Annotated in this window: 27 protein-coding genes; 13 read left to right on the top strand and 14 right to left on the bottom strand. The window is 66.1% G+C overall.

Features of this window, described 5'->3' with window-relative positions:
- Positions 1–657: 657 nt before the first annotated feature.
- Complete coding sequence (locus FZ029_RS01145) at positions 658–1,746, top strand: TRAP transporter substrate-binding protein (protein ID WP_149267695.1); 1,089 nt, start codon at positions 658–660, stop codon at positions 1,744–1,746.
- Between the two features lie 74 nt (positions 1,747–1,820).
- Here FZ029_RS01145 and FZ029_RS01140 read toward each other — a convergent pair whose 3' ends face one another.
- Positions 1,821–2,264 carry a MaoC family dehydratase gene (locus FZ029_RS01140; RefSeq protein ID WP_149267694.1) on the bottom strand — a complete coding sequence of 148 codons (444 nt, stop codon included), beginning with the start codon at positions 2,262–2,264 and terminating at the stop codon, positions 1,821–1,823.
- Positions 2,265–2,411: 147 nt separating this feature from the next.
- Here FZ029_RS01140 and FZ029_RS01135 point away from each other — a divergent pair, with 147 nt between their 5' ends.
- The gene (locus FZ029_RS01135; RefSeq protein WP_149267693.1) at positions 2,412–3,005 is read left to right on the top strand and encodes a TetR/AcrR family transcriptional regulator; all 594 of its coding nucleotides are present in this window, start codon (positions 2,412–2,414) and stop codon (positions 3,003–3,005) included.
- 91 nt (positions 3,006–3,096) lie between these two features.
- Here the strand turns inward: FZ029_RS01135 and FZ029_RS01130 are convergent, their stop codons facing one another.
- The 6 genes from FZ029_RS01130 to FZ029_RS01105 form a co-directional block, all read right to left on the bottom strand.
- Positions 3,097–3,423: a DUF1153 domain-containing protein gene (locus FZ029_RS01130; protein WP_109073795.1), complete on the bottom strand. Its 327-nt coding sequence runs from the start codon at positions 3,421–3,423 to the stop codon at positions 3,097–3,099.
- A gap of 190 nt (positions 3,424–3,613) precedes the next feature.
- Positions 3,614–4,363 carry a flagellar hook capping FlgD N-terminal domain-containing protein gene (locus FZ029_RS01125; RefSeq protein WP_149267692.1) on the bottom strand — a complete coding sequence of 250 codons (750 nt, stop codon included), beginning with the start codon at positions 4,361–4,363 and terminating at the stop codon, positions 3,614–3,616.
- 81 nt (positions 4,364–4,444) lie between these two features.
- Positions 4,445–6,310, bottom strand: coding sequence for a flagellar hook-length control protein FliK (locus tag FZ029_RS01120; RefSeq protein WP_247892088.1), 1,866 nt, complete (start codon positions 6,308–6,310; stop codon positions 4,445–4,447).
- 285 nt (positions 6,311–6,595) lie between these two features.
- Positions 6,596–7,105, bottom strand: coding sequence for a flagellar basal-body protein (locus FZ029_RS01115; protein ID WP_149267690.1), 510 nt, complete (start codon positions 7,103–7,105; stop codon positions 6,596–6,598).
- Positions 7,098–7,469 carry a rod-binding protein gene (locus FZ029_RS01110; RefSeq protein ID WP_247892087.1) on the bottom strand — a complete coding sequence of 124 codons (372 nt, stop codon included), beginning with the start codon at positions 7,467–7,469 and terminating at the stop codon, positions 7,098–7,100. Before FZ029_RS01110 ends, FZ029_RS01115 begins: the two co-directional genes overlap by 8 nt.
- Positions 7,470–7,474: 5 nt before the next feature.
- On the bottom strand, positions 7,475–8,617 hold the full coding sequence (locus FZ029_RS01105; protein WP_149267688.1) for a flagellar basal body P-ring protein FlgI: 1,143 nt from the start codon (positions 8,615–8,617) through the stop codon (positions 7,475–7,477).
- Positions 8,618–8,847: 230 nt separating this feature from the next.
- Here FZ029_RS01105 and FZ029_RS01100 point away from each other — a divergent pair, with 230 nt between their 5' ends.
- Both FZ029_RS01100 and dksA read left to right on the top strand, forming a co-directional pair.
- Entirely contained in the window at positions 8,848–9,273 is a 426-nt protein-coding gene (locus FZ029_RS01100; RefSeq protein ID WP_149267687.1) for a flagellar assembly protein FliX, read from the top strand.
- A 256-nt stretch (positions 9,274–9,529) separates the two neighbouring features.
- On the top strand, positions 9,530–9,949 hold the full coding sequence (gene dksA / locus FZ029_RS01095) for an RNA polymerase-binding protein DksA (protein WP_012974451.1): 420 nt from the start codon (positions 9,530–9,532) through the stop codon (positions 9,947–9,949).
- A 129-nt stretch (positions 9,950–10,078) separates the two neighbouring features.
- Here the strand turns inward: dksA and ybaL are convergent, their stop codons facing one another.
- The gene (gene ybaL, locus FZ029_RS01090; RefSeq protein WP_149267686.1) at positions 10,079–11,770 is read right to left on the bottom strand and encodes a YbaL family putative K(+) efflux transporter; all 1,692 of its coding nucleotides are present in this window, start codon (positions 11,768–11,770) and stop codon (positions 10,079–10,081) included.
- A gap of 125 nt (positions 11,771–11,895) precedes the next feature.
- Here ybaL and FZ029_RS01085 point away from each other — a divergent pair, with 125 nt between their 5' ends.
- Both FZ029_RS01085 and FZ029_RS01080 read left to right on the top strand, forming a co-directional pair.
- Positions 11,896–12,153 carry a helix-turn-helix transcriptional regulator gene (locus tag FZ029_RS01085; protein WP_149267685.1) on the top strand — a complete coding sequence of 86 codons (258 nt, stop codon included), beginning with the start codon at positions 11,896–11,898 and terminating at the stop codon, positions 12,151–12,153.
- A gap of 87 nt (positions 12,154–12,240) precedes the next feature.
- Positions 12,241–12,459, top strand: coding sequence for a DUF6494 family protein (locus FZ029_RS01080; protein ID WP_149267684.1), 219 nt, complete (start codon positions 12,241–12,243; stop codon positions 12,457–12,459).
- Positions 12,460–12,463: 4 nt separating this feature from the next.
- Here FZ029_RS01080 and FZ029_RS01075 read toward each other — a convergent pair whose 3' ends face one another.
- Positions 12,464–13,429, bottom strand: coding sequence for an ATP-grasp domain-containing protein (locus FZ029_RS01075; protein WP_188051793.1), 966 nt, complete (start codon positions 13,427–13,429; stop codon positions 12,464–12,466).
- 324 nt (positions 13,430–13,753) lie between these two features.
- On the opposite strand from FZ029_RS01075, the gene FZ029_RS01070 reads away from it, so the two are divergent.
- From FZ029_RS01070 to FZ029_RS01060, 4 genes are all read left to right on the top strand, one after another.
- Positions 13,754–13,900 (top strand): DUF1289 domain-containing protein, encoded by a 147-nt coding sequence (locus FZ029_RS01070; RefSeq protein WP_149267682.1) that lies wholly within the window; start codon positions 13,754–13,756, stop codon positions 13,898–13,900.
- An 86-nt stretch (positions 13,901–13,986) separates the two neighbouring features.
- Positions 13,987–14,151, top strand: a complete 165-nt coding sequence (locus tag FZ029_RS32840; protein ID WP_188051792.1) for a hypothetical protein — start codon at positions 13,987–13,989, stop codon at positions 14,149–14,151.
- Positions 14,152–14,305: 154 nt separating this feature from the next.
- The gene (locus FZ029_RS01065) at positions 14,306–15,304 is read left to right on the top strand and encodes a linear amide C-N hydrolase (RefSeq protein ID WP_149267681.1); all 999 of its coding nucleotides are present in this window, start codon (positions 14,306–14,308) and stop codon (positions 15,302–15,304) included.
- Positions 15,305–15,782: 478 nt separating this feature from the next.
- Positions 15,783–15,974, top strand: coding sequence for a hypothetical protein (locus tag FZ029_RS01060; protein ID WP_149198398.1), 192 nt, complete (start codon positions 15,783–15,785; stop codon positions 15,972–15,974).
- Positions 15,975–16,286: 312 nt separating this feature from the next.
- On the opposite strand, the gene FZ029_RS01055 is transcribed toward FZ029_RS01060, so the two are convergent.
- The 5 genes from FZ029_RS01055 to FZ029_RS01040 form a co-directional block, all read right to left on the bottom strand.
- The gene (locus tag FZ029_RS01055) at positions 16,287–17,405 is read right to left on the bottom strand and encodes a site-specific integrase (protein WP_149267680.1); all 1,119 of its coding nucleotides are present in this window, start codon (positions 17,403–17,405) and stop codon (positions 16,287–16,289) included.
- A 64-nt stretch (positions 17,406–17,469) separates the two neighbouring features.
- Positions 17,470–17,778: a BrnA antitoxin family protein gene (locus FZ029_RS01050; protein ID WP_149267679.1), complete on the bottom strand. Its 309-nt coding sequence runs from the start codon at positions 17,776–17,778 to the stop codon at positions 17,470–17,472.
- Positions 17,775–18,029: a BrnT family toxin gene (locus FZ029_RS01045; protein ID WP_014248063.1), complete on the bottom strand. Its 255-nt coding sequence runs from the start codon at positions 18,027–18,029 to the stop codon at positions 17,775–17,777. The genes FZ029_RS01050 and FZ029_RS01045 overlap by 4 nt, the downstream gene beginning before the upstream one ends.
- 105 nt (positions 18,030–18,134) lie before the next feature.
- Positions 18,135–18,311: a hypothetical protein gene (locus FZ029_RS32835; RefSeq protein WP_188051791.1), complete on the bottom strand. Its 177-nt coding sequence runs from the start codon at positions 18,309–18,311 to the stop codon at positions 18,135–18,137.
- A gap of 155 nt (positions 18,312–18,466) precedes the next feature.
- On the bottom strand, positions 18,467–18,802 hold the full coding sequence (locus tag FZ029_RS01040; RefSeq protein WP_149267678.1) for a hypothetical protein: 336 nt from the start codon (positions 18,800–18,802) through the stop codon (positions 18,467–18,469).
- A 403-nt stretch (positions 18,803–19,205) separates the two neighbouring features.
- Between FZ029_RS01040 and FZ029_RS01035 the strand changes: the two genes are divergently transcribed.
- The 3 genes from FZ029_RS01035 to FZ029_RS01025 are packed head-to-tail and all read left to right on the top strand — an operon-like array spanning position 19,206 to position 20,325.
- Positions 19,206–19,724, top strand: a complete 519-nt coding sequence (locus tag FZ029_RS01035) for a hypothetical protein (RefSeq protein ID WP_149267677.1) — start codon at positions 19,206–19,208, stop codon at positions 19,722–19,724.
- A complete protein-coding gene (locus FZ029_RS01030; protein ID WP_211104085.1) occupies positions 19,724–20,020 on the top strand; it encodes a hypothetical protein in 297 nt (98 codons plus the stop codon). The genes FZ029_RS01035 and FZ029_RS01030 overlap by 1 nt, the downstream gene beginning before the upstream one ends.
- Positions 20,017–20,325 carry a hypothetical protein gene (locus FZ029_RS01025; protein ID WP_149267676.1) on the top strand — a complete coding sequence of 103 codons (309 nt, stop codon included), beginning with the start codon at positions 20,017–20,019 and terminating at the stop codon, positions 20,323–20,325. The genes FZ029_RS01030 and FZ029_RS01025 overlap by 4 nt, the downstream gene beginning before the upstream one ends.
- Positions 20,326–20,351: the final 26 nt, after the last annotated feature.

Raw genomic sequence — 20,351 nt, 5'->3', positions numbered from 1 at the left:
CCGATCAGCGGTTCAGGTACTCAAGCACCAGCTTGACCACCTGCAACAGCAGGATCAGGAGAGTGAGGATTTTGTCCATCCTCTTGCCCTCCGTTGGTGCGGCGCGGGCGGTGGCCGTTCCACCGCCCCGACCGCGTGGCCAACATGCCAAGCATCCCATCCCGTTGGAAGCTGCAAGTTGCATGCGATGGCGTGTATTCGCCTTTGCATGCGTACGAAGCGCTTACCCGTCGCGCGGCCGACAGCGTGTCTCGGAACTGCCGCAGATGAACGAAAGTAGGGGTGGGTGCCATTCCGGGTGTCGCATATATCATCGGTACACGTAACCATTCAGGCGACGGCAAGACGGGTCCGCGGTTGATCGATGAGGCTGATGGATGCTTCCCCGAGCAGACACTCCAGTCTTGCTTTCTTCCCGCGATGCATTGCTTTGAAATCCCTGCAGAGGGCGACGGACTTCCGTCGCTGTTTCAGTCGCGCCTGCGCGCTGTATTTTCCACGCGATGGAATTGGGTGGGAATGGAAGCCATGCATTTTGACGAATTGCCCAACGGCCGTCGCAATTTCTAGGATTGTTCAGGCACCAAAGTGTCTTCTGTTCGGCAAATGGCGTCATCGTTCAACCGGCGCCATGGCCATAACGATGAGGAAACGTTCATGAAGCGTCGTTCCTTCCTGACCTCCGCCGGTGTCGGCGTCGCCGCCAGCACCCTGGCGGCGCCCGCCATCGCGCAGACCCAGCCGGAAATCCACTGGCGTCTGGCGTCCAGCTTCCCCAAGAGCCTGGACACCATTTACGGCGCCGCCGACACCATCGCCGCCCGCGTTGCCGCGGCCACCGACGGCAAGTTCCAGATCCGTCCCTTCGCCGCCGGTGAGATCGTCCCCGGCCTGCAGGTTCTGGACGCGGTGCAGAACGGCACGGTCGAATGCGGCCACACCGCCAGCTATTACTATGTCGGCAAGGACCCGACCTTCACCTTCGACGCGACGGTGCCCTTCGGCCTGAACGCCCGCCAGCAGAACGCCTGGATCTACAATGGCGGCGGCATGCCGCTGCTGCGCGAGTTCTTCGACGGCTACGGCGTCGTGAACTTCCCGGCCGGCAACACCGGCGTGCAGATGGGCGGCTGGTTCCGCAAGGAAATCAAGACCGTCGAGGATCTGAAGGGCCTGAAGTTCCGTATCGGCGGCTTCGCCGGTCAGGTCCTGGCCAAGCTGGGCGTCGTGCCGCAGCAGATTGCCGGCGGCGACATCTATCCGTCGCTGGAAAAGGGCACCATCGACGCGGCCGAGTGGATCGGTCCCTATGACGACGAGAAGCTCGGCTTCAACAAGGTCGCCAAGTATTATTACTATCCGGGCTGGTGGGAAGGCGGGCTTAACGTCTCGCTGCTGGTCAACAAGCAGCAGTGGGAACAGTTGCCCAAGCAGTACAAGGCCGTTCTGGAGGCCGCCTGCTTCGAAGCCAACCTGACCATGAATGCCAAGTACGACGCCGAAAATCCGGCGGCGCTGAAGCGTCTGGTCGGCGGCGGCGCCCAGCTGCGCCCCTTCCCGCGCGACGTGATGGAGGCATGCTACAAGGCCGCCATCGAGCTGTACGATGAAACGGCGAAGAGCAACCCGAAGTTCGCCAAGATCTACGAGCAGTGGAAGAAGTTCCGCGACGACGAGTATCTGTGGTTCCGGGTGGCCGAGAACTCCTTCGACAACTTCGCCTTCACCGCCGGCCTGAAGCGCTGACGGCGGAAAGCTGCGACTGAGAGAGCAAGAACTGCGGCCCCCGCATCCCCTCCCGGATGCGGGGGCTTTCTTTTTCAGGTGGGGCGGCCGGGTGCCAGCAGGTTGGCGATCATGGTCTGCACCACCTCGTCATTCTGGTTGAAGGTGGTGGTCTTCACCCGCAGCACGCCCTGGTCGGGACGCTTGGCGGAGCGGCGGGCCTCCATCACCTCCATCTCGATGCGCAGCACGTCGCCGGGCCGGGTCGGGCGGGGCCAGCCAACGGAATCGACGCCCATGCCGATATAGCCGCCCGCCAGTTCGGCATTGCTGCCCACGATCATCCGCATGGTCATCCCCGCGGTGTGCCAGCCGCTGGCCGCCAGGCCGCGGAACAACGTGTCCTTTGCCGCGTCGGCGTCCAGATGGAAGGGCTGCGGGTCGAACTTCTCGGCATAGGCGACGATTTCCGCCGCCTCGACCGTCAGCGGCCCGCCGGTGAAGCGGTCGCCCACCGTGACATCCTCGAAATAGCGCATCCCCCGGAACTCCGTTCATTGTGGTGGTCAGGTCCGGATCGCTCGGCGATGATACAGACCTGTCTCTTCGTTGCGATGGTAGAGACAGGTCTGTATCATTGTCAATGTCGGGCTTGAACCCGGCCGTTCGGAACGGATGGAGCGGGAATGTCGGAGGCGGCAAGCGCAAGGAAGCCGGCGCGGGAGCGGATTCTCGATACGGCGGCGGAACTGTTCTATCGCGAGGGCATCCGCGCGGTCGGTATCGACACCATCATCGCCAAATCCGGCGTTGCGAAGATGAGCCTGTACCGGAACTTCGAGTCCAAGGACGATCTGGTCTGCGCCTATCTGGAGCGCAGCATCTCCCAGCATGGCGCGTGGTGGGACCGGGTGGTGGCCCGCCATCCCGGCGATCCGCGCGCCCAGATGAAGGCGCTTTTCGTGGCGCTCGCCCACTGGATCGATCATCCGAAATTCCAGGGCTGTCCCTTCACCAGCGCCGCCGCCGAACTGCGCGACCCCGACAACCCCGCCCGTGCGTTGGCTTTGGCCCACAAGCGCATGGTCCGTGACCGTCTGCACAGGTTGGCGGTTGCGGCCGGCGCCGACGATCCGGACCGGCTGTGCGCCCAATTGCAGTTGCTGATGGAAGGCGCCTATGCCGCCGGCCGCGCGCTGGACCTGGGACCGGGCAACGACGCGGTGGCAAGCGCGGCTGCGATGCTGATCGACGCGGCATGTGGGCAGGCGCGGCCATAGGCGACGGATGCCCCCGGCCTCAATCGCCCCAAACGCAACGAAGCGCCGCAGGTCGGCCCCGCGGCGCTTCGTCGACGCTGATTGCGCTGCGTCAGTCCGCGCCGATGCGGTCGCGGACGGGCTGGCCGGGGCGGTAATCCTGCAGGCGGGTGGCGCGCAGGCCGCGCATGCCGTGGCTGTCGATCAGCCGCTGCCAGGACAGGAATTCCTCCACCGACAAGGTGTAGCGGCGGCAGGCCTCCTCCAGGCTGATCAGGCCCGAACGGACGCCGGCGACCACTTCCGCCTTGCGGCGCATCACCCAACGCTTGGTGTCGGGCGGGGGAAGGTCGTTTTCGGTCATGGGACGCCCCTCAGGACCAATGACCGATGCACCGGCTGCAGAGTCGTCGCCGGTGTCGAGTTCGATGAGTGCCATGCGCGGACGCTCCAACCCAAACTGTGGATTCCACGATTTCGGGGTACTGTATGCGCCGGCACTTAACAAATGCCTAAACGAAAGGGTTAACTTTTTATCGGGTGGTAGTCGCTCATCCGAACGGATGGGGGCGGTCGTGACGCCCCGTCCGGCAAGTGGGCCGACAATCCGTATGTGGAACGAGTCCCGATCAATAGACGGTGGTCAGCTTCGAAAGCGGCACTTCGCTGGTGCCGATGTTCAGCACGGTTTCGCCGTCCTTGTTGCTGCCGATACCGGCAACGGTGCCGAAGGTATAGGTGGTGGTCTTGATGGTGTCGTTCTTGTTCTCCGCCACCGGCGCCACGTTCATGCGATAGGTGCCGGGCTGCACCGCGCGGCCGTTGTTGTCCTTGAAGTCCCAGCTGACCGCATGCTTCGTCCCGGCGGTGGTCTCGCCCGGCATCGAGCGGATGATGTTGCCGTTGGAGTCCAGGATGTCGACGCGCACCGACTTGGCCGAGGTTTCCAGTTCGTAGCCCAGCGGAGCCTGGGCCATGCCCTGGCTGTACTGGAAGCTGTCGCCCTCGAAGGCGACGGTGCGGCCGAGATAGGCTAGGTTGGTCGAGGCGGTGCCGGCCGACTGCAGTTGAACCAGCTTGTCCAGCCGGCTGTTGGTGCCGATGTTCTGCTCGACGTTGGCGAAGTCGACCAGCTGCTTGGTCATGTCGTTGGTGTCGAGCGGCTTCAGCGGGTCCTGGTTCTTCATCTGCGTGGTCAGCATGGTGAGGAACGTCTGGAAATTGTCGCCGAGGCCTTTGGTCGCCGACGCGGTCTTGTCGGCATCGGTCTGCGGGGTCTTGGCGGTTTCGGACGCCGACTTCGACCCGGTGGATTTGCCACCCGAATAGGTGCCGTACTGGTTCAGGGTCGGGCTGGTGGTGTTGGTCGTCGTGGTCATCGCGGTCGTCCTTCGTTGGCCTTGCGGCCGATATCTCTCATGTGACGGTGGGCTGCGGCGGTATGGCCGCCGGCGTGGCCGTCAGGCTCGGATGTCGACGCGCCCGTTGCCGAGCGTTGCCGTGTAGACGGTGCTGTCGGTCCCGTCATCGTCGCCACCCCCGCCGAAGCCGCGGCCGCGCCGACCCGATCCACCGTTCTTGCCGTCGCCCCGGCCGTCGCCTGCGAAGGGATTGCCTTCGCCGCGCAGGCTGAAGTTGAGGCTGTTCGAGTCCGTCTGCAGTCCTGCGTCTTGCAAGGCGCGTTCCAGGCTGCGGCTGTCACGCTGCAGAAGTTCGAGGGTCTGCGCCTTTTCCACCGCGACCATCGCGTTGACCCGGCCATCGGCGCCGATGTCCAGCTTGATGTCGATCCGGCCAAGCTCGGCCGGATGCAAGTTGATGGTGAACTGGTCGACCTCGTCGCCGACATTCTTCTTGATGTGGACGGCGATCTGGTCGTGCACGCCCATCGGCATGCCGGCGCCGCGCGACGGGCGGAGCGTCGCGGTCGCCTGTGGCTGATCGAGCCCGGGAATGCCGCCGTGAGCACCTTCCATCGCGGCCAGGGCCGGGTGGGTGTGCGGGCTGGCGGTGGCGGCGCCGGACGTCCCGCCGGCCGAGCCTGCCGCATCGATGCCCTCCAGCGCCGCGGTGGCCGTACCCGTCGCAGCGGACGTCACGGCTTCCGCCACCGGGACGGCGGGCGTCGCCGGCGGAGCCGGCGGCTGCTGCATCGCCTGGGTTTGGGCCTGGGCGTCATTCCGGGCGCCGCCTTCACCGCCGGCGTGCTTGCCATTCTGCTTGGCTTCGCCCGTCTTGGCCTTGGCCGCGGCCAGCAGGTCGGCGAAGCGGTCGGGCAGGGCGACGTCCTCGTCGTTCGGCAGGGCTTCGGCGCCGGCATCGGCCTGGGACGCGTCCGCGGTCTTCGCGGCGTCGCCATCCATGGCACCGCCCTTGCCGGCCGTCTTCGCGGCGGCATCGGCACCGGCGGCCTGTCCGCCCGCCATTGCGCCGGCAGCGGCAGCCTGCGCCTGGGCGAGCTGGGCGGCGGGATCGAGGGCGCCAGCCGTGCCGTTCCTCGCGACCCCGGCCTTCGCGGAGTCGTCGGCGCCCGCGCCCGCCTCATCGGTGGCGTCCTTCGCCGCGGCCTGTCCGGCCGGCATCAGTCCGGCAAGGATCAGATCGCTGGCCTGCGGCATCGGTTGCGGCGGCACCGGCTGAACCGCCGGAGGCTGTCCGGTGGTGGACTGGTCGCCCGGCTGGGCCTGATCGTCGGCCATGGCGGTCGGGTCACCGTTGCCAGCGGCATCGGCATCGGCATCGGCCGACGCGGTTTCGGTCTGTCCGGCATCCTCGGCCGAAGCGGCGGCATCGTCAGTCGCAGCGGCCTCGTCTGCCGCTGCGGCTCCCGTGTCGTCCGTCTTCGCCTCGGCAGCCTTGGACGAATCGGCCTTCGCCCCTTCCGCCTTCGGATCCTTCGCCGGCTTTTCGGCTTTGGCCGGCCGGCGGTCGTCCTGCCCGGCCTGAACCTTGCGGTCGTCGTCGGCCTTGGCGGTCTTCGGCTCCGGAGCGCGGGGCGTGTCGGCGGCATCGGCGGCCGAACGGGCGGCCTGGGCCGTGCGGTCGCGGGTCAGGTCCGGCTTCGGTTCGGCGCGCACCGGCTGCTTGCGCTGGGCCTCCGCCCGGCGGGCGTCACCGGCCTCCTTGGCCGCCTCCTTGGCAGCGTCCTTGGCGGAGTCGCGCGCCGCCTCGTCGGCCTGCTCGCGCTTGCGCGCGGCGGCATCGGTCAGCATGCGGTCCATCATCTTGGAAAACAGGTCGTTCTTCGTCCCGGTCCCTTGCGTCTGCTGGGACTGGCTGAGACCGTCGAACAAGGACGCGGCGATGTTGTTCGATTGGACTTCCATGGAACGGCCTCTCAGGGACGGCGGAACGCACCGACGGCGATGCGGAGAGACCAATGCAACAGGCGGGCCAGTTGGTAACCCCGCGCCATTGGACCATCGATGCGGTGTGGGGCGGCAGTTCCAGCCCCTGGCGCATGGCCGGACCGGCAATTTCCGCCGGGTGCGGGGCGTTTCTTGCCGCAGCGGTCCGCTTCCAAGGAAAATTGCGCCCAAAGAAAAAGGCCGCCCCGATGGCAGGGCGGCCGTCCGAAACGTCTCGGCAGTCACGGATGAAGGCGGTTGGGATCAAAGCCGGGTGTTCAGCGCCGCCGAGGTGCGCGGCCCGCTGGGCGGCGGGGAATAGCCGCGGCCCCCGCCCATGTGGGCGGCATAGGCGGTGGTCGGCGCCTTTTGCTGGCGGGTGATGACAGTGACGACGGTGTCGACCATCACCTTCTGCGCCTCGCCGCCGATGCGCAGGGCCTCGGCATTGTCGGCGGTGGCGGCATAGAGCTTGCCGGTCGCATCCTTCAGCGCGGTCTTCATCTCCTGCGGCAAACCCATCAGCCCTTCGCGGTCGACGCGCAGCATGCGGCTGATCTCTTCATAGACCAGCGTCATCGGCTGCTTGTCCTTGACGATCTGGGCCAGCTCCTTGGCCGGGCGGCGGGCGCGGACGGCGGCGGCCTCGCGCTCCAACAGCGCGGTCAGGCGGCCCATCAGCTCGACCAGCGCCACCGCGCGTTCCTGCGCGTTCTTCGGCAGGTTGGCGGCCGGCTTGGCAGGCTGGGGGAAACGGACGTCGACCTTATCCATGGCTGGCCTCCTGGGCGCGAAGAAGCTCTGCGTAAACCTGTTTGGCGATGCCGAAGCCGCCGCGCTGGGTGATCTGTTTGCCGAACTGCTCGACCAGCATCGGCCGGAACATTTCCTCGCCGCGCCCGCCGCCGAAGGTCTCGTCGGTCTGGATCCCCTCGAACATCGGGCTCAGCATCTGCGACACGAACTGGCTCTCGAACTCGTTGGCGGACTTGCGCAGCTGGGTAAGCTTTGCCGGGTCGGTCTTGGCCTCCAGATCGGAAATCTTTGCCAAGGTCCGCACGCCGAACCCTGCGGCCTGGGCGCGCTCGACAAGCGAGGAACTGCGCGGGGCCGAAGCGGCGGAAAGGGCGGGGCTCATGGACATCAGATCACCTCGATCTCGGCTTGCAGGGCTCCGGCGGCCTTGATCGACTGGAGAATGGCGATCATGTCCCGCGGACCCACCCCAAGCGCATTCAAGGACTGTACCAACTCCTGCAACGTCACCCCGGCATTCATCACGGCGAGGCGGTTGTTGGACTGTTCGTCGACCTGGATGTCGGTGCGCGGCACCACCGCGGTCTGGCCCTGGCTGAACGGGCCGGGCTGGCTGACCTGCGGGGTTTCGGTGATGCGGATGGTCAGGTTGCCCTGGGCGATGGCGACGGTGGAGATGCGGACGTTCTCGCCCATCACGATGACGCCGGACTTCTCGTCCACCACCACGCGGGCGACCTGATCGGGGGTGATGCGCAGCTGTTCGATCTCCGTCACCAGCCCCACCACGTCGCCGCGGCGCGTCTCCGGCACGTTGATGAGGACGGAGGCGGGGTCGGTCGCCTGGGCGCGGTTTCCGCGCAGCTGGATGTTGATGGCGGTCGCCACCCGCTGGGCGGTGGTGAAGTCCGGATTGCGCAAGGACAGCCGCAGCACCGGCAGTTCGGCCAGCGAGAATTGGATTTCCCGCTCCACGATCGCGCCGGAGGAGATGCGGCCCGAGGTCGGCACGCCGCGGGTCACGCTGGCGCCCTGGCCCTGGGCAGTGAAGCCCGAGACCGCGATCGGCCCCTGCGCCACCGCATAGACCTCGCCGTCGGCGCCCATCATCGGGGTGACCAGCAGAGTGCCGCCCAGCAGGCTCTTGGAGTCGCCCATCGCCGACACGGTCACGTCGATGCGCGTGCCCTGCGCCGCATAGGCGCCTAGCGTCGCCGTCACCATCACCGCCGCAACGTTCTTGGTGCGCAGGTTGGTGCCGCGGGTGTTGACGCCCATCCGTTCCAGCATGCCGGTCAGGCTCTGCTCGGTGAAGGGCGAGTTGTTCAGGCTGTCGCCGGTGCCGTTCAGACCCACCACGAGGCCATAGCCGATCAGCATGTTGTCGCGCACGCCCTCGACATCCACGATGTCCTTGATACGGGCGGACGCGGCCAATGCCGGTGCGGCCGGGACACCGAACGCCAGCAGGGCGGTCAGCACGGCCAGGATGGCACGGCGGCGCAGAAGGCGAAGGGCGGTGGGAAGCATGACGCGGACACTCCTGAACTCGTGCCCATCCCTATACAAACGCCGTGCCAGACGACGGAAACGGCAGCAATCCGCGCTTGTCCTTAAAAACGTCCCGAAGATGGCGCCTTTCGGTCACAGCCGACCGGCAAATTTTGCCCGATTGCGGCAAACCTTGACCGGATGTTAAGGTTGGTCCATCTACAGTGCGCGCGTTTACGCATCCTTTACTGCAAACGGTTGCACGGATCATGAAAGTCGAAGGCACCGGAAACATACGCGGCAGCGGTTCGGTCCGCCGCACCGGCAAGGCCGAAGGCTCGTCCGGCGCCGCGTTCTCCAAGCAATTGGTGGGGGAGGCGGGCTCGGCGCACGGCGTCAGCGGCACCGCCGCCACCGCCGGAGTTTCGGGCGTGCTGGCCTTGCAGGAGGTCGATGCGACCGACGACGCCACCGCGCGTGCGTCGCGCGGCAAGATGCGGGCGGAAGAGATGCTCGACCGGCTGGAGGAAATCCAGCACGGCCTGCTGTCGGGCACCCTGTCGATGCAGAAGCTGGTCGATCTGGCCAAGGTGGTGCAGACGCGCCGCGCCCAGGTCGACGATCCCGGTCTGGCTGAAATCCTCGACGAAATCGACCTGCGGGCGCAGGTCGAACTGGCGAAGCTCACCTCCTGAGCCTTCCCGGGCAGGTGGGCCGATCCCCCGATGCCGTCCGCCTGCAGTCAGGCGGGGCAGGGCGCGCTCCGACCCATGGTCCCATGCCCCGATGGGGTAGTGGTACGGCGCGGCCAATGTGCCACTCTGACAAATCTTTTTTATTCCAATGGCTTGTTTGGTCGTTGCGGGGGCGAACCAATGGGTTGCGGTCCCGACGTGGCGTGCCTATACTCCGCGCCGCCCGGATCACCCCTTTTTCGCTGGATGCTTTCGGATGACGTCGCCGCTTCTGCCCCAGAACTATTCCCCGTCGGAAGACGAGGAGTTCATGAACCCGATCATGCGGGAGTATTTCCGCCAGAAGCTGCTGCGCTGGCGCGCGGAGCTTCTTGCGGAATCGACCGGCACGCTGAACAGCCTCCAGGAAGGCGGTATCCAGGAACCGGATATCGCCGACCGCGCCTCGGCGGAGACCGACCGCGCGCTGGAACTGCGCACCCGTGACCGCGAACGCAAGCTGATCTCCAAGATCGACGCCGCGCTTGAGCGTCTGGTCGACGGCAGCTACGGCTACTGCGAGGAGACGGGCGACCCCATCTCCGTGCGGCGGCTGGATGCCCGCCCGATCGCGACGCTGAGCCTGGAGGCCCAGGAGCGTCACGAACGGATGGAACGGACCCAGCGCGACGACTGACGCCGCGCCGTCTTCCGGAAGGTCACGGCCTTCCCGGCGCCGGTCGCCGGGACAGGGTGGCGTGTGCTTCGCCGGAAGTTGCACCGACGGATTTGAAAGCGCCGGTTCCCGACCGGCGCTTTCGTCGTTTCAGGTCGTCGCCAGCACTCCGGCTTCATCCGCCCCGTCCCCGTCCCCAGCGGCGCGGCCGGCATAGTCGATCATCCGCCGGGCGATCTCGCGTTCGCCCATGAAGACGGCGTCGGCGCCGGTACGGTCGAGAAGCTCCACGGCCTCGTCGCTATGGGCGCGGGCGGCGATGGCGACCGACGGATTCACCGATCGGGCCTGCTGGACGACCCCGCCGCCCTCCAGCGCGTCGGGAACCGTGACCAGGAGCAGCGAGGCGCCCTGCACCCCGGCGCGCTCCAGGATTCCGGCGGCATTGGCATTTCCGTAGACCGCCCGCACGCCCGCCGCCTGCAGGCTTTTCACCCGTTCGCGCTGAAGGTCGATCACCACCAGCGGCCGGTCTTCCGCCTGAAGGGCCTGCGTAACGTAGCGGCCGACCCGCCCATGGCCGACGATGATGACATGGCCGCTCAGGGCCTGATAATCGCGCAGCTCCGGCGCGGTGTCGGCCGGCGGCAGCGGCTCCGCCTCGTCCGGGAACAGGCGCTGGACCACAGCGAACAGCAGTGGGTTGGCGGTGATCGACAGCAGGGCGCCCGCCAGGATAAGCCCCTGGCCTTCTTCCGGCAGGATGCCGAGCTGCATGCCCAAAGCCACCAGGATGAAGGAGAACTCGCCGATCTGCGCCAGACTGACCGCCACCGTCACCGCCGTGCGCAGTGGATAGCGGAACAGCAGCACGAGACCGAAGGCCGCCGCCGACTTGCCCAGCAGAATGATCGCCAGCGTCGCCAGCACCGCCCAGGGCGACCGGGTCAGAACCGACGGGTCGAACAGCATGCCGACCGACACGAAGAACAGCACGGCGAAAGCGTCCTGCAAGGGCAGGGTCTGTTCCGCCGCGCGGTGACTGAGATCGGATTCGTTCAGCACCATTCCGGCGAAGAAGGCGCCCAGCGCGAAGGACACGCTGAACAGGGTGGCGGAGCCATAGGCGATGCCGAGCGCCAGCGCCAGGACGCACAGGGTGAACAGCTCGCGCGAACCGGTGCGGGCGATGCGCTCCAGCACCCAGGGGACGATCCGCCGGCCGCCGACCAGCATCAGGGCGACGAACAGCGCCACCTTCCCCAGCGTCCACGCCAGCGACAACAGCACCTCGCCGTCCAGCCCGCCGCCGCTTTCCAGCATGCGGGACACCGGCGGCAGCAGCACCAGCGCCAGCACCATCGCCAGATCCTCTACGATCAGCCAGCCGATGGCGATCCGCCCGCGTTCGGTTCGGAACAGGTTCAACTGCTCCAGCGCGCGCAGCAGCACCACCGTGCTCGCCACCGACAGGGCCAGCCCGAACACCAGCCCGGCCGCCAGATTCCAGCCCAGGAAACTGGCCAATGCCCATCCCATCGCCGTCGCGATGGCGATCTGCACCACCGCGCCGGGCACCGCGATCGCCCGCACCTTCATCAGGTCGTCCAGCGAGAAATGCAGCCCCACGCCGAACATCAGCAGGATCACCCCGATCTCCGCCAACTGCGACGCCAACTGCATGTCGCCGACGAAGCCCGGCGTGAAGGGACCGATGGCGACGCCGGCCAGCAGATATCCCACCAGCGGCGACAGGCGCAGCCGGTGGGCCAAGGCGCCGAAGACGAAGGCCAGGACGATGGCGGCCACCATGGTGGCGATCAGGGGAACGTGATGGGGCATGCGGCGGCGTCTCCGGCGGCAGGGGAAGGGCGCGGATGGAACTTGGATTCCGGGATGGCCGTGCTCATATTGTGGTGGAAATAGTCAACTTCAACGCTTATGGCCGAGCTTTTCCGGAGAAAAATATGCTTACGAAAGGTGTTTTGACTCCGGGATTGTGCCGTGCGGCCCGCGGCTTCCTCGACTGGACGCAGGAGGAGCTTGCGGAGCGGGCGACGGTCTCCCGCGGGACCATCCGCGACTTCGAAAAGGGGCGCCACGCCCTGCACCGAAGCACCGAAACCCTGCTGGCCGCGGCCTTCACCACCGCCGGCCTGCTGCTGGTCGCGCGGGAGGACGGGGGGCCGGGTGTGCTCCATCCCGGCGAATTGCCGCCCGAATAAGGGCAAGGACGGCCAGGGAACCAACACCGCTCTCCAGCGGTTCGGAACGGCACGCGTGACAGCGGTTCCCAACCCGGAGGAACGGACATGGACAACGAGACCTTCAACCTCGATTTGCGCAAATTCCTCAAGCAGGTCGGCGTGACCTCCCAGCGGGAGATCGAACTGGCGGTCGGCCGCGCGCTGGCGGAAGGGCGGCTGGACGGAGTGAAGTCCCTGCCGGTCCGCATGGTGCTGACGGTCGACGGCATCGACCTGACGCACGAGGTCACCGGCGAACTCTCGCTGGACCAGCCGCCGCAATAACCGGTCAGGCGGGGTTCAACTGCGGTGTGATGCTCAGGATTGCCGCGGTCATCCGCCGTTCGGTCCAAGGCACGTCATGGTGGGCCGCGGTCAGATAGCGGCTGTTGGCATCGCGGACCCATTCCGCCGGGAACAGGGCGACCGCTTTGCCTGAGGTCCGGCCGAACGCACCTTCATAGGGCGCCCCCTCCAGCGCGCAGGCCATCGCCCGGCACAGGTCGCTGCCCGCCAGACTGCCGAGATGGGTGGTCTGGGTCGGACGGGCGTTGAACTCCAGGAAAACGGGCGGGCCGCCATCCTCCGGCAGGATGGCGTCGATGCCGCCGAAGCCGGAGTAGCGCGTCAATTCCACCATCCGGCGGGCCATGTCCATCAGGTCAGGAAGGTCCGCCAGTTCGATCACCGAGGCGGGGCCGAAAGGTTCCGGCTGGTGTTGCAGGACGGTATAGGCGAATCCCTCCAGCATCCGTCCGCCCAGCGCGCAGAAGGACACCGACGCCGCCCGCCCGCGCACGAACTCCTGCGCGACGACCCGCCGGCCGCCCGGAAAGGCGCTCATCTGCTCCAGTTCCGCCACCAGTTCGGTCGCGTGCCGGGCGTCGGACGCAAGAAAAACCCCACGGCCGGCGGAACTGCCGTCGAATTTCAGCAGAAGCGGCGCTCCGAGGGCGGACAGGTCGTTTGGGACGATGCGCCGCGGATCGACCAAGACCTGACGTGGCGTCCGGATGCCGGCCTCCGCCACGAGTTCCACGCAGCGCGAACGCTCCTCTTCCCAGCGGACGCCGCCGTACCAGCCCTGGAGGAGCCGCAGACTGTGTGCATCGGCGCTATCCTCCGCCACCCGTTCGAGCAGCCGCCCGGCCGAGCCGAGCACCTGGACAGCGCTTTCCTCGCAACCGATGATGATGTCCGCATGCAACTGCGCCGCCGCACGCGCGGCGGTGACCGTCAGGTCGTCGACCGGCATTCCCGGGTCGAAAGTGTGCCTGCCGTCGACATGGTCGCTGAATTCAAGCAGGGAATTCCGGGGGAAGATCGCAAAGACGCGAAATCCTGCCGCTTTCAGCGCGGCGGGCATTCTTGCGGTGCCGTGACGATACATCGCGCAGGACACCAGCAATGCCGTTGGCATAAATACCCTCACAGGGTGTGGATAGAGCGAATGCTTTATACTCTGGGCATGTCGACCGCAACCCATTCCGCTTATGTCCCCGACCCCGACGCTTGAGATGGAATCTGCTTTCGGATAGGCATGGGTCCGCACCGCCAACCGTAAGGAAAGCCTGCTGCCATGAGCGACGATCCCGATTGCCTGGGCATGTGCGCCATTGACGGCGACGTCTGTACCGGCTGCGGCCGCACGCTGGACCAGATCAATGCGGCCCTGGACCGTGTCGAAGGCGAAAGCGACGGCGAGACCGCCCGCCCGCCCGCCTGAAACAGCCGGCCTTCTCCCGCGACGATCTCCGGCCACCGCTGTTTTCTCCTCATCGCCAGTCGGAAAGACGACCGAGGAGCAGCAAGATGGCCGACCAGCCCAACCAGAATCCAGCCGCCGCCGACCGCAGCGAATCGCCGCAGAAGCCTGCCGATGCCGGCAAGGCCGGTGGTGGCAAGATCAGCCGCGTCACCGAGAAGGCCCAGGAGGAGGCGGCCAAGGAGCGTGCCCGCGAAGGCGGCTATCAATAGGCGGACACCGGCCGAAGGCAGGACGGCCCGGCTCCCGGCGAGGGAGGCCGGGCCGTTTCGTTTTGGGTGGTGCGGAGCCGCGGATTGTTTTTGAAATGGATTGTTGCGTTGTTATTTTCCCGTTTTGCGAGGCAATCAGACGGGAAGAACAACCATGTGCACGGATTTTCTGATCGGGGCAGTTGATGGAACGATCGTCAACGGCCGCAGCATGGAGTTCGGCATCGACCTGAAGGGCGCCCTGATCGTAAGGGCGCCGGGCAAATCGGCCGGACTGGTTGGATGGCTGGAGGACAAGCTCCATCTGGTCCCGAAATACGGCTATGTCGGCGTGACTTCATTCGGTCTGCCGATATGCTCCGACGGCATGAACAGCCAAGGCCTGTCCACCGGCGCGCTTTGGTTGCCCGGATCGGAGTATCAGGCGCCCGACGCCAAGGCGACGAACGTCTTCTGCGGGTTCTTCGTCGATTGGCTTCTGGGCAACTGCGCCACGGTGGCGGAGGTCCGGCAGGCGCTGGAAAGCGGCGCGGTCCGGGTCGTCGGCGACCAGTGGGTGGCGAAGGCCGGTCCGTTGCATTTCCCGGTTCACGATGCCGCCGGCAACAGCATCGTCATCGAATTCCTGGGCGGTCAGCCGGTCATCAGCGACAACCCGGTGAAGGTGCTGACCAACCTGCCGAACTTCTCCTGGCATCTGACCAATCTGCAGAACTATGTCAACCTGACCCCTTGGGACGCGGACCCGATGACCGTCGGCGATCTGACCGTCTCCCGTCCCGGCCATGGGACCGGGCTGGCCGGCCTTCCCGGCAACGCCACGCCGCCCGCCCGCTTCATCCGCACGGCTCTTCTGAAGCAACTCGCCGATCAGCCCGCGACCGCAGCCGAGGCGCAGAGCCTTGCCTTCCACCTGCTGAACGCCGTCGACATCCCCAAGGGCACGGTGCGCGCCCGCAAGTCCGACGGGGCCGTGGAATGCGACTATACCCAGTGGGTGGTGGTTAAGGACCTGACCGACCGCCTCATCTCCATCCGCATGGCCGCCTCGCCGCTCGCCTGGAGCCTGGACCTGAAGACGATGGATTTCGAGAGCATGAACGGCCGGCAGATCGCCATTCCGACCACGATGGCGAACCCGCTGCCGGTGTGAAGACGCCCGCGACGGCGGACTCTGCCGCACTCCAACCCGCCCGGTTCCACCGTGGCGGGTTTTCTGCTCCGGAACGGCGGAGGCGGTGCTTGCGGCCCGGGGGCACGCCACACTCCCCGTAACGGTCGGCGGAATCCCGCCCACCGAACCGGACCGGCGGTTTCCCGGTTGTCCGGGCCGCAAGCGCCACCAGCATACACCCGTCGGGCGGCCTCGCCCGCCACCGCCGATCCCACCGCAGATGATCCAATTCAGAATGGAAGGCTGCGTCCGCAAAGGCCTTGTCATCACCGCCGGCATGATCGCGCTGGTTTTGTGAAGCACGCAACATCGGATGGCGGGCTAGGAGCGTAGGGTCATCCTCGACCTGCCGACCATGGGAGTGCTTACCACCGCCACCTGACGGAATGGTGGGGCGGCGAGCTTCCAGGCGGGCAGAATGGACCAATCACACCAACGCTGTTCGAGGAGACGAACGATGACGAGCGATCTCGCCCTGTCCCGGAGCATCGTCAACGCGGCTGACCTGATCGACTGCGTTGCCCAGCGCGAGGCTTACCGCCGCGCCACCGAACTTATCGGACCGTCGTTGGGGCGCATCGGCGGCAACATGGCAGTCGGAATGATGGATGGTTTCACCGCGCTGCCGCAGCCTTCGCTTGAAGGCTGAACCGGTGGCGCTCGTCGCCTTCGCCAAGGAACCGCGGCCCGGCAACATCGCCCCGGTACAACCCACCGGGCGGCAGCAATTGCCGACCCGCCCGCAACGCGCGGAGCTTGCGTTATCGATGCCAATGCCGGCGACGTTCGCGACAACCCGCAATAGAGCCGGGCCATAAGGGAATTCATCCCCCACGGCCCAACTCCCGCAACCGTTAGGCAGGGCGTCCTCAGAACGGCATCCCGATTTTCAGGCGGAAAAAGCGACGGAAGATCAACGCTGTAGCTTTTTCGTGTTGCAGCCGTGTTGCATCGGCGCCGGCTAGCCGAACAGGCGCCGCTCCATGTCGGCGACCGCCCGGTGGTGATCCTCGGAGGGGAACAGCTTCCCGTACCGCTCCATCGTCATCCGGTAGTCCTTGTGCCCTGCGAAGGTCATCACCGCCTTCACGCTGAAGCCCTGGTCGATCCAGGCCGACACCGCGAAGTGCCGAAGGTCGTGCCACCGCATCGCGATCCCCAGCTTCTCGCACAGCGGCCGGAACCAGAGCCGATGGATATCGGTCTGGGCCCGCACGCCGCCCTTTCGATTCGGGAACACCAAGCCCAGCTCCGACTGCGGGCAGCGCAGCTTCCAGGCCTTCAGCGTGTTGACCACCATCGGGCCGATCGGGATGTCGCGGGTGCCGGCGCTGCTCTTCGGATCGCCCATCTCGTTGTAGATGTCGGCGCGCTCGCGGACATGGATGAAGCCGGCTTCCAGATCGACGTGCACCCAGCGCAGGCCGCGCTGCTCCGACGCCCGCAGGCCGGCGAGGGCGGCGACGATCAGGTAGGGGCGGAAGTCGTCGTCCGCGGCGTCCAGCAGGCGCTTGACGTTGGTCCGCAGCTGCCGCGCCGCCTCATGCGAGATCGCGGCGCTGGACCGGCACGGCCGGCGCACGGTGACGCCTTCGGTCGGATCGGTGAAGATCAGGTCGTTCGCCCGGGCGAAGGCCAGCATGAACCCCAGCGTCGCGATGATCCGCTTCGTCATGGCGATCGAGCGGCCGGCCTCCAGCAGCCGGTCCCGGAACTCGGCGACCGTGACGGTGCGCAGCGCCGCCAGCTTCAGCGTGCCGATCCCGACCTCCGGATCCGTGATGTGGCAGCGGATGCAGCTTTCGTAGGTGGCGAGCGTCGCACGCTCCATGGCCTGGCCGGTGTCGCGTCGAACCGTCAGATGCTTGACGTAGCGCTTCGCCAGTTCGGCGACCGTGATCGAATCGGAGGCGGGCAGGTGGGTGCCGGCGGCGACCTCCGCCCGCGCCTTCGTCTCGAACTCCACCGCCTCCCGCTTCGTCGCGAACTGGCGGGCCCGGCGCTTGCCGGCCTGATCGCGGTAGTCGACCTGCCACCTGATCTCCCCGCTCGGCAGGGTGCGCTTTCGGACCGACGCCATGGTGATTCCTCTCACGCGATTGAGGTGGGCTTCGCCGGCGTAGCCATCGCCAGGGCGCTGGCCGTTACAGCCCCACGGACTTGCGCAGCTCGTCGTTGATCCGGGACTGCCAGCCCGGCCCGCCGGCCTTGAACCGCTCGATCACATCGGCGTCCAGGCGCAGCGTCACCTGTTGCTTGGGCTTCTCCGCCGGCGGCCGGCCCCGGCCGCGCTTCAGGCTCTCGGCCAGCTGCGGGAAGACCTCGGCAAAGGGGCGGGCCTGCCGCATTTCCTCTTCGGTCAGTTCCGGGGTGTCGGACACCTCGTCCCAGTCCTCTTTGCTGTATCCACGCCCTGGCTGAAACTCGGTCAGCAATTTCCGGTCTTCGGTCATGTCAGGAGCTTCCTTTCCTTGATGCTTGCCGGGCGCATGCTGATGACGGAGAGCGCCTCCGTTCCCAGCGGCTTGAACACCACGACGACCACCAGCACGTCGCCCAGCCAGCCCACCGCCTTGAAGCGGCCATCGCGCGACGGGATGACCAAGGCTGTTTCGAAGAACGCCCCGTCCTCCAGATCGGCGAAATCCAGCCCGTGCTTGTCCAGGTTGGTGATGCGCTTCGGAGGGTCGTAGACGATCTTCATGGGATTAATGTAACTCCAGAAATTAGCTGGGGCAAGATTAAGCGTAGCTACGGAAATTGGCGTGCGGCTGGGAACGGTTCAGGATGTGGGCTGCGGCTGGCGAGGTCAGCTCGCCGATCTGCCATCCGGCGGCAGGTCCATCTCCTGCTGGGCCAGGGCGGGGGAGGCGATCACCCGGACGCCGACATCGGCGTAGATGCCCGGCAGGCTGTCGGCCGCGGCCTGGGGGCCTTTCGTGCGTCGGATCTGATCCACCATGCGGATGGCGCTGATCCGCTCCATGACACGCAGACGACGCTCGGCGTGGGACGGTTGGGGCGGGTAGGAGCGGCCGGCCGCGTGGCGCGATCCTCGCGGCAGAGGAAATAGCAGCGCACCAGCTTGCCTATAGCGCCATATTGATCGTACGAAACTCCAATTAGGAAGGCTGTCTTATCTCAAAACGGAATTAAGTCGCGTCGGTTCAGTAGCCATTTCTTTGTCAATTTGTCGAAGTGAATTTCTTGATCGCCGTGAAGGTAAATTTCGACGGTTTCATTGTTTATGTTGATGCTTCGAATAAGAGGATGGTCTTCAAGAATGTTGGCGATTACATAATTAATACTGTTTCCAGCGGAAGTTGCATCGGCGCAGCGGTTGGCAAGATCATTAGGAGTATCGATAGAGCCAAGTCCGATCTCGACTAGCCGTCGAAGCGCATCCGACTCCGACTGCAATGATCGCGACTCTCGAAACCGCTCGATTTGAGCGGCGAGTTCAAGCGGAAGAGCCACGTTCTTCCGAACGGTAGTTTTTGGGTTCACTGCCATAGATGCACCATAGCACCTAAGAATGTGCTGTCAAGGGCGCAAGCCGAGCTTGACAGATGCATCAGCGTGCGCGCAACGTAGTGATGGACTAGTGATGCACTTATAGGTGACGAGGTGGATGGAAAGAAGTCGAGGAAGATGATCACTCTTCCATCAGAAATATCCCAGAAGGTGGATGACTATAGGTTCACTAAGCGCTTCCGAACTGAGACGGAAGCCCTGGTCAGGCTGATTGAGGCCGGGTTGGAGGCCGAAGCGGCAAACACAGTCGATGCCAGCACTGCAAATATGAAAGCCGGCGAACGGTGAAGGGCCTAGGAAACTCCCACCGCGCCGGCTTTCCGCTTACCCAAGAGGAGGACAAGCGATGAAAGTGAATGTGCCCTCGGCACCCCCGCAGTGCAAGGACGCTCGGCCTTCGCAAGCGGGCATTCAACATGAGGAAGGTGCGACGGCTTCCCCCTTTGACGCCGCCACCGCGGCCTTTGAAGCCGAAGCCCGCACCCTGCTGGCCCAGCTTCCCGACCGGGCGGTTTCCCTCTGCCTGCGCTGGCTGGAGGTCGAAACCCAGGCGAAGGCGCTGGACGATCAGCTCACCGCCCGCGCCGCTGAACTGCGGGAGCAGGGGGCGCCGCTGGACGAGGATCCGGCCATGGTGGAGTTGAATGCCAAACTCGACGCGCAGGGATGGACGCTCGACGCCGTCCGCGCCGAGATCGCCGCGACCCCGGCGACCACCCCGGCCGGCGTGTTGGCGAAGCTGGTGATTTGGCAGACCGAGCAGGGCGTCCCGGCGGATGGCGATTCCGATCACCGCCTCGCCTGCGCCGCTGCCAACGACCTGCGCCGGCTGATCGCCGCCGGGCAGTGGGGGAGGGCCGCTTGATGCGTCGCGCCTCCTCCAAGACGGCGACCATGATTGCCACCGCTCCAGCCTGCCCGGCGCCGGTCGCCCAGATTGTCCCTCCCGCCGCCCCGCTGCAGCTCGCCGACGACCTTCTCCAGGGCGCCGACAGCATCGCGAAGTTCATGGGCGTCACGCGTCGTCAGGCTTACCATTTCGTCGCCGATGGCCGCATCCCGACCTTCAGGATCGGCGCCATCATCTGCGCCCGGAAGTCCACGATCCTCAACTGGATCGCCCAGCAGGAAGCCGCCCAGGGCGGGGGAGGGGCGGTATGATCCTGCCCCACGCCGCCGATCATCCGGCTTTGCCGCCGCCCGAGTGGAAGCCGCCGCAGGCGCCCGTCTGGTGCGACATCAACGGGCCGAATGAAGACCCAACGCTCCGCTTGGTCAAGGCAATCAACAGCATTCTGCGCATTCACGGCCCGATGACGGCCGAACAGGTGGGGATGGCTCTCGTCATCTATGGCTACGGCCCGATGCTTGTGGCACTCGACGCGCCGCCGACAAAGCGCCCGCGCCTCAACCGCGAATGCATCAGCCCACGCTGGAGGCAGGGCCGCCTGCCGGGAGTCGCATGATGTCCGAGCGGACCTTCAGCCCCGAG

The organism is Azospirillum sp. Sh1 (assembly GCF_008365135.1).
Taxonomy (GTDB): Bacteria; Pseudomonadota; Alphaproteobacteria; order Azospirillales; family Azospirillaceae; genus Azospirillum; species Azospirillum oryzae.
This window is presented reverse-complemented; position numbering and strand designations above follow the sequence as displayed.

Coding starts and splice junctions, on each gene's coding strand:
- FZ029_RS01145 (WP_149267695.1), top strand. CDS start 658: ATGAAGCGTCGTTCCTTCCTGACCTCCGCCGGTGTCGGCGTCGCCGCC.
- FZ029_RS01140 (WP_149267694.1), bottom strand. CDS start 2,264: ATGCGCTATTTCGAGGATGTCACGGTGGGCGACCGCTTCACCGGCGGG.
- FZ029_RS01135 (WP_149267693.1), top strand. CDS start 2,412: ATGTCGGAGGCGGCAAGCGCAAGGAAGCCGGCGCGGGAGCGGATTCTC.
- FZ029_RS01130 (WP_109073795.1), bottom strand. CDS start 3,423: ATGGCACTCATCGAACTCGACACCGGCGACGACTCTGCAGCCGGTGCA.
- FZ029_RS01125 (WP_149267692.1), bottom strand. CDS start 4,363: ATGACCACGACGACCAACACCACCAGCCCGACCCTGAACCAGTACGGC.
- FZ029_RS01120 (WP_247892088.1), bottom strand. CDS start 6,310: ATGGAAGTCCAATCGAACAACATCGCCGCGTCCTTGTTCGACGGTCTC.
- FZ029_RS01115 (WP_149267690.1), bottom strand. CDS start 7,105: ATGGATAAGGTCGACGTCCGTTTCCCCCAGCCTGCCAAGCCGGCCGCC.
- FZ029_RS01110 (WP_247892087.1), bottom strand. CDS start 7,469: ATGAGCCCCGCCCTTTCCGCCGCTTCGGCCCCGCGCAGTTCCTCGCTT.
- FZ029_RS01105 (WP_149267688.1), bottom strand. CDS start 8,617: ATGCTTCCCACCGCCCTTCGCCTTCTGCGCCGCCGTGCCATCCTGGCC.
- FZ029_RS01100 (WP_149267687.1), top strand. CDS start 8,848: ATGAAAGTCGAAGGCACCGGAAACATACGCGGCAGCGGTTCGGTCCGC.
- dksA (WP_012974451.1), top strand. CDS start 9,530: ATGACGTCGCCGCTTCTGCCCCAGAACTATTCCCCGTCGGAAGACGAG.
- ybaL (WP_149267686.1), bottom strand. CDS start 11,770: ATGCCCCATCACGTTCCCCTGATCGCCACCATGGTGGCCGCCATCGTC.
- FZ029_RS01085 (WP_149267685.1), top strand. CDS start 11,896: ATGCTTACGAAAGGTGTTTTGACTCCGGGATTGTGCCGTGCGGCCCGC.
- FZ029_RS01080 (WP_149267684.1), top strand. CDS start 12,241: ATGGACAACGAGACCTTCAACCTCGATTTGCGCAAATTCCTCAAGCAG.
- FZ029_RS01075 (WP_188051793.1), bottom strand. CDS start 13,429: ATGCCGGTCGACGACCTGACGGTCACCGCCGCGCGTGCGGCGGCGCAG.
- FZ029_RS01070 (WP_149267682.1), top strand. CDS start 13,754: ATGAGCGACGATCCCGATTGCCTGGGCATGTGCGCCATTGACGGCGAC.
- FZ029_RS32840 (WP_188051792.1), top strand. CDS start 13,987: ATGGCCGACCAGCCCAACCAGAATCCAGCCGCCGCCGACCGCAGCGAA.
- FZ029_RS01065 (WP_149267681.1), top strand. CDS start 14,306: ATGTGCACGGATTTTCTGATCGGGGCAGTTGATGGAACGATCGTCAAC.
- FZ029_RS01060 (WP_149198398.1), top strand. CDS start 15,783: ATGACGAGCGATCTCGCCCTGTCCCGGAGCATCGTCAACGCGGCTGAC.
- FZ029_RS01055 (WP_149267680.1), bottom strand. CDS start 17,405: ATGGCGTCGGTCCGAAAGCGCACCCTGCCGAGCGGGGAGATCAGGTGG.
- FZ029_RS01050 (WP_149267679.1), bottom strand. CDS start 17,778: ATGACCGAAGACCGGAAATTGCTGACCGAGTTTCAGCCAGGGCGTGGA.
- FZ029_RS01045 (WP_014248063.1), bottom strand. CDS start 18,029: ATGAAGATCGTCTACGACCCTCCGAAGCGCATCACCAACCTGGACAAG.
- FZ029_RS32835 (WP_188051791.1), bottom strand. CDS start 18,311: ATGGAGCGGATCAGCGCCATCCGCATGGTGGATCAGATCCGACGCACG.
- FZ029_RS01035 (WP_149267677.1), top strand. CDS start 19,206: ATGAAAGTGAATGTGCCCTCGGCACCCCCGCAGTGCAAGGACGCTCGG.
- FZ029_RS01030 (WP_211104085.1), top strand. CDS start 19,724: ATGCGTCGCGCCTCCTCCAAGACGGCGACCATGATTGCCACCGCTCCA.
- FZ029_RS01025 (WP_149267676.1), top strand. CDS start 20,017: ATGATCCTGCCCCACGCCGCCGATCATCCGGCTTTGCCGCCGCCCGAG.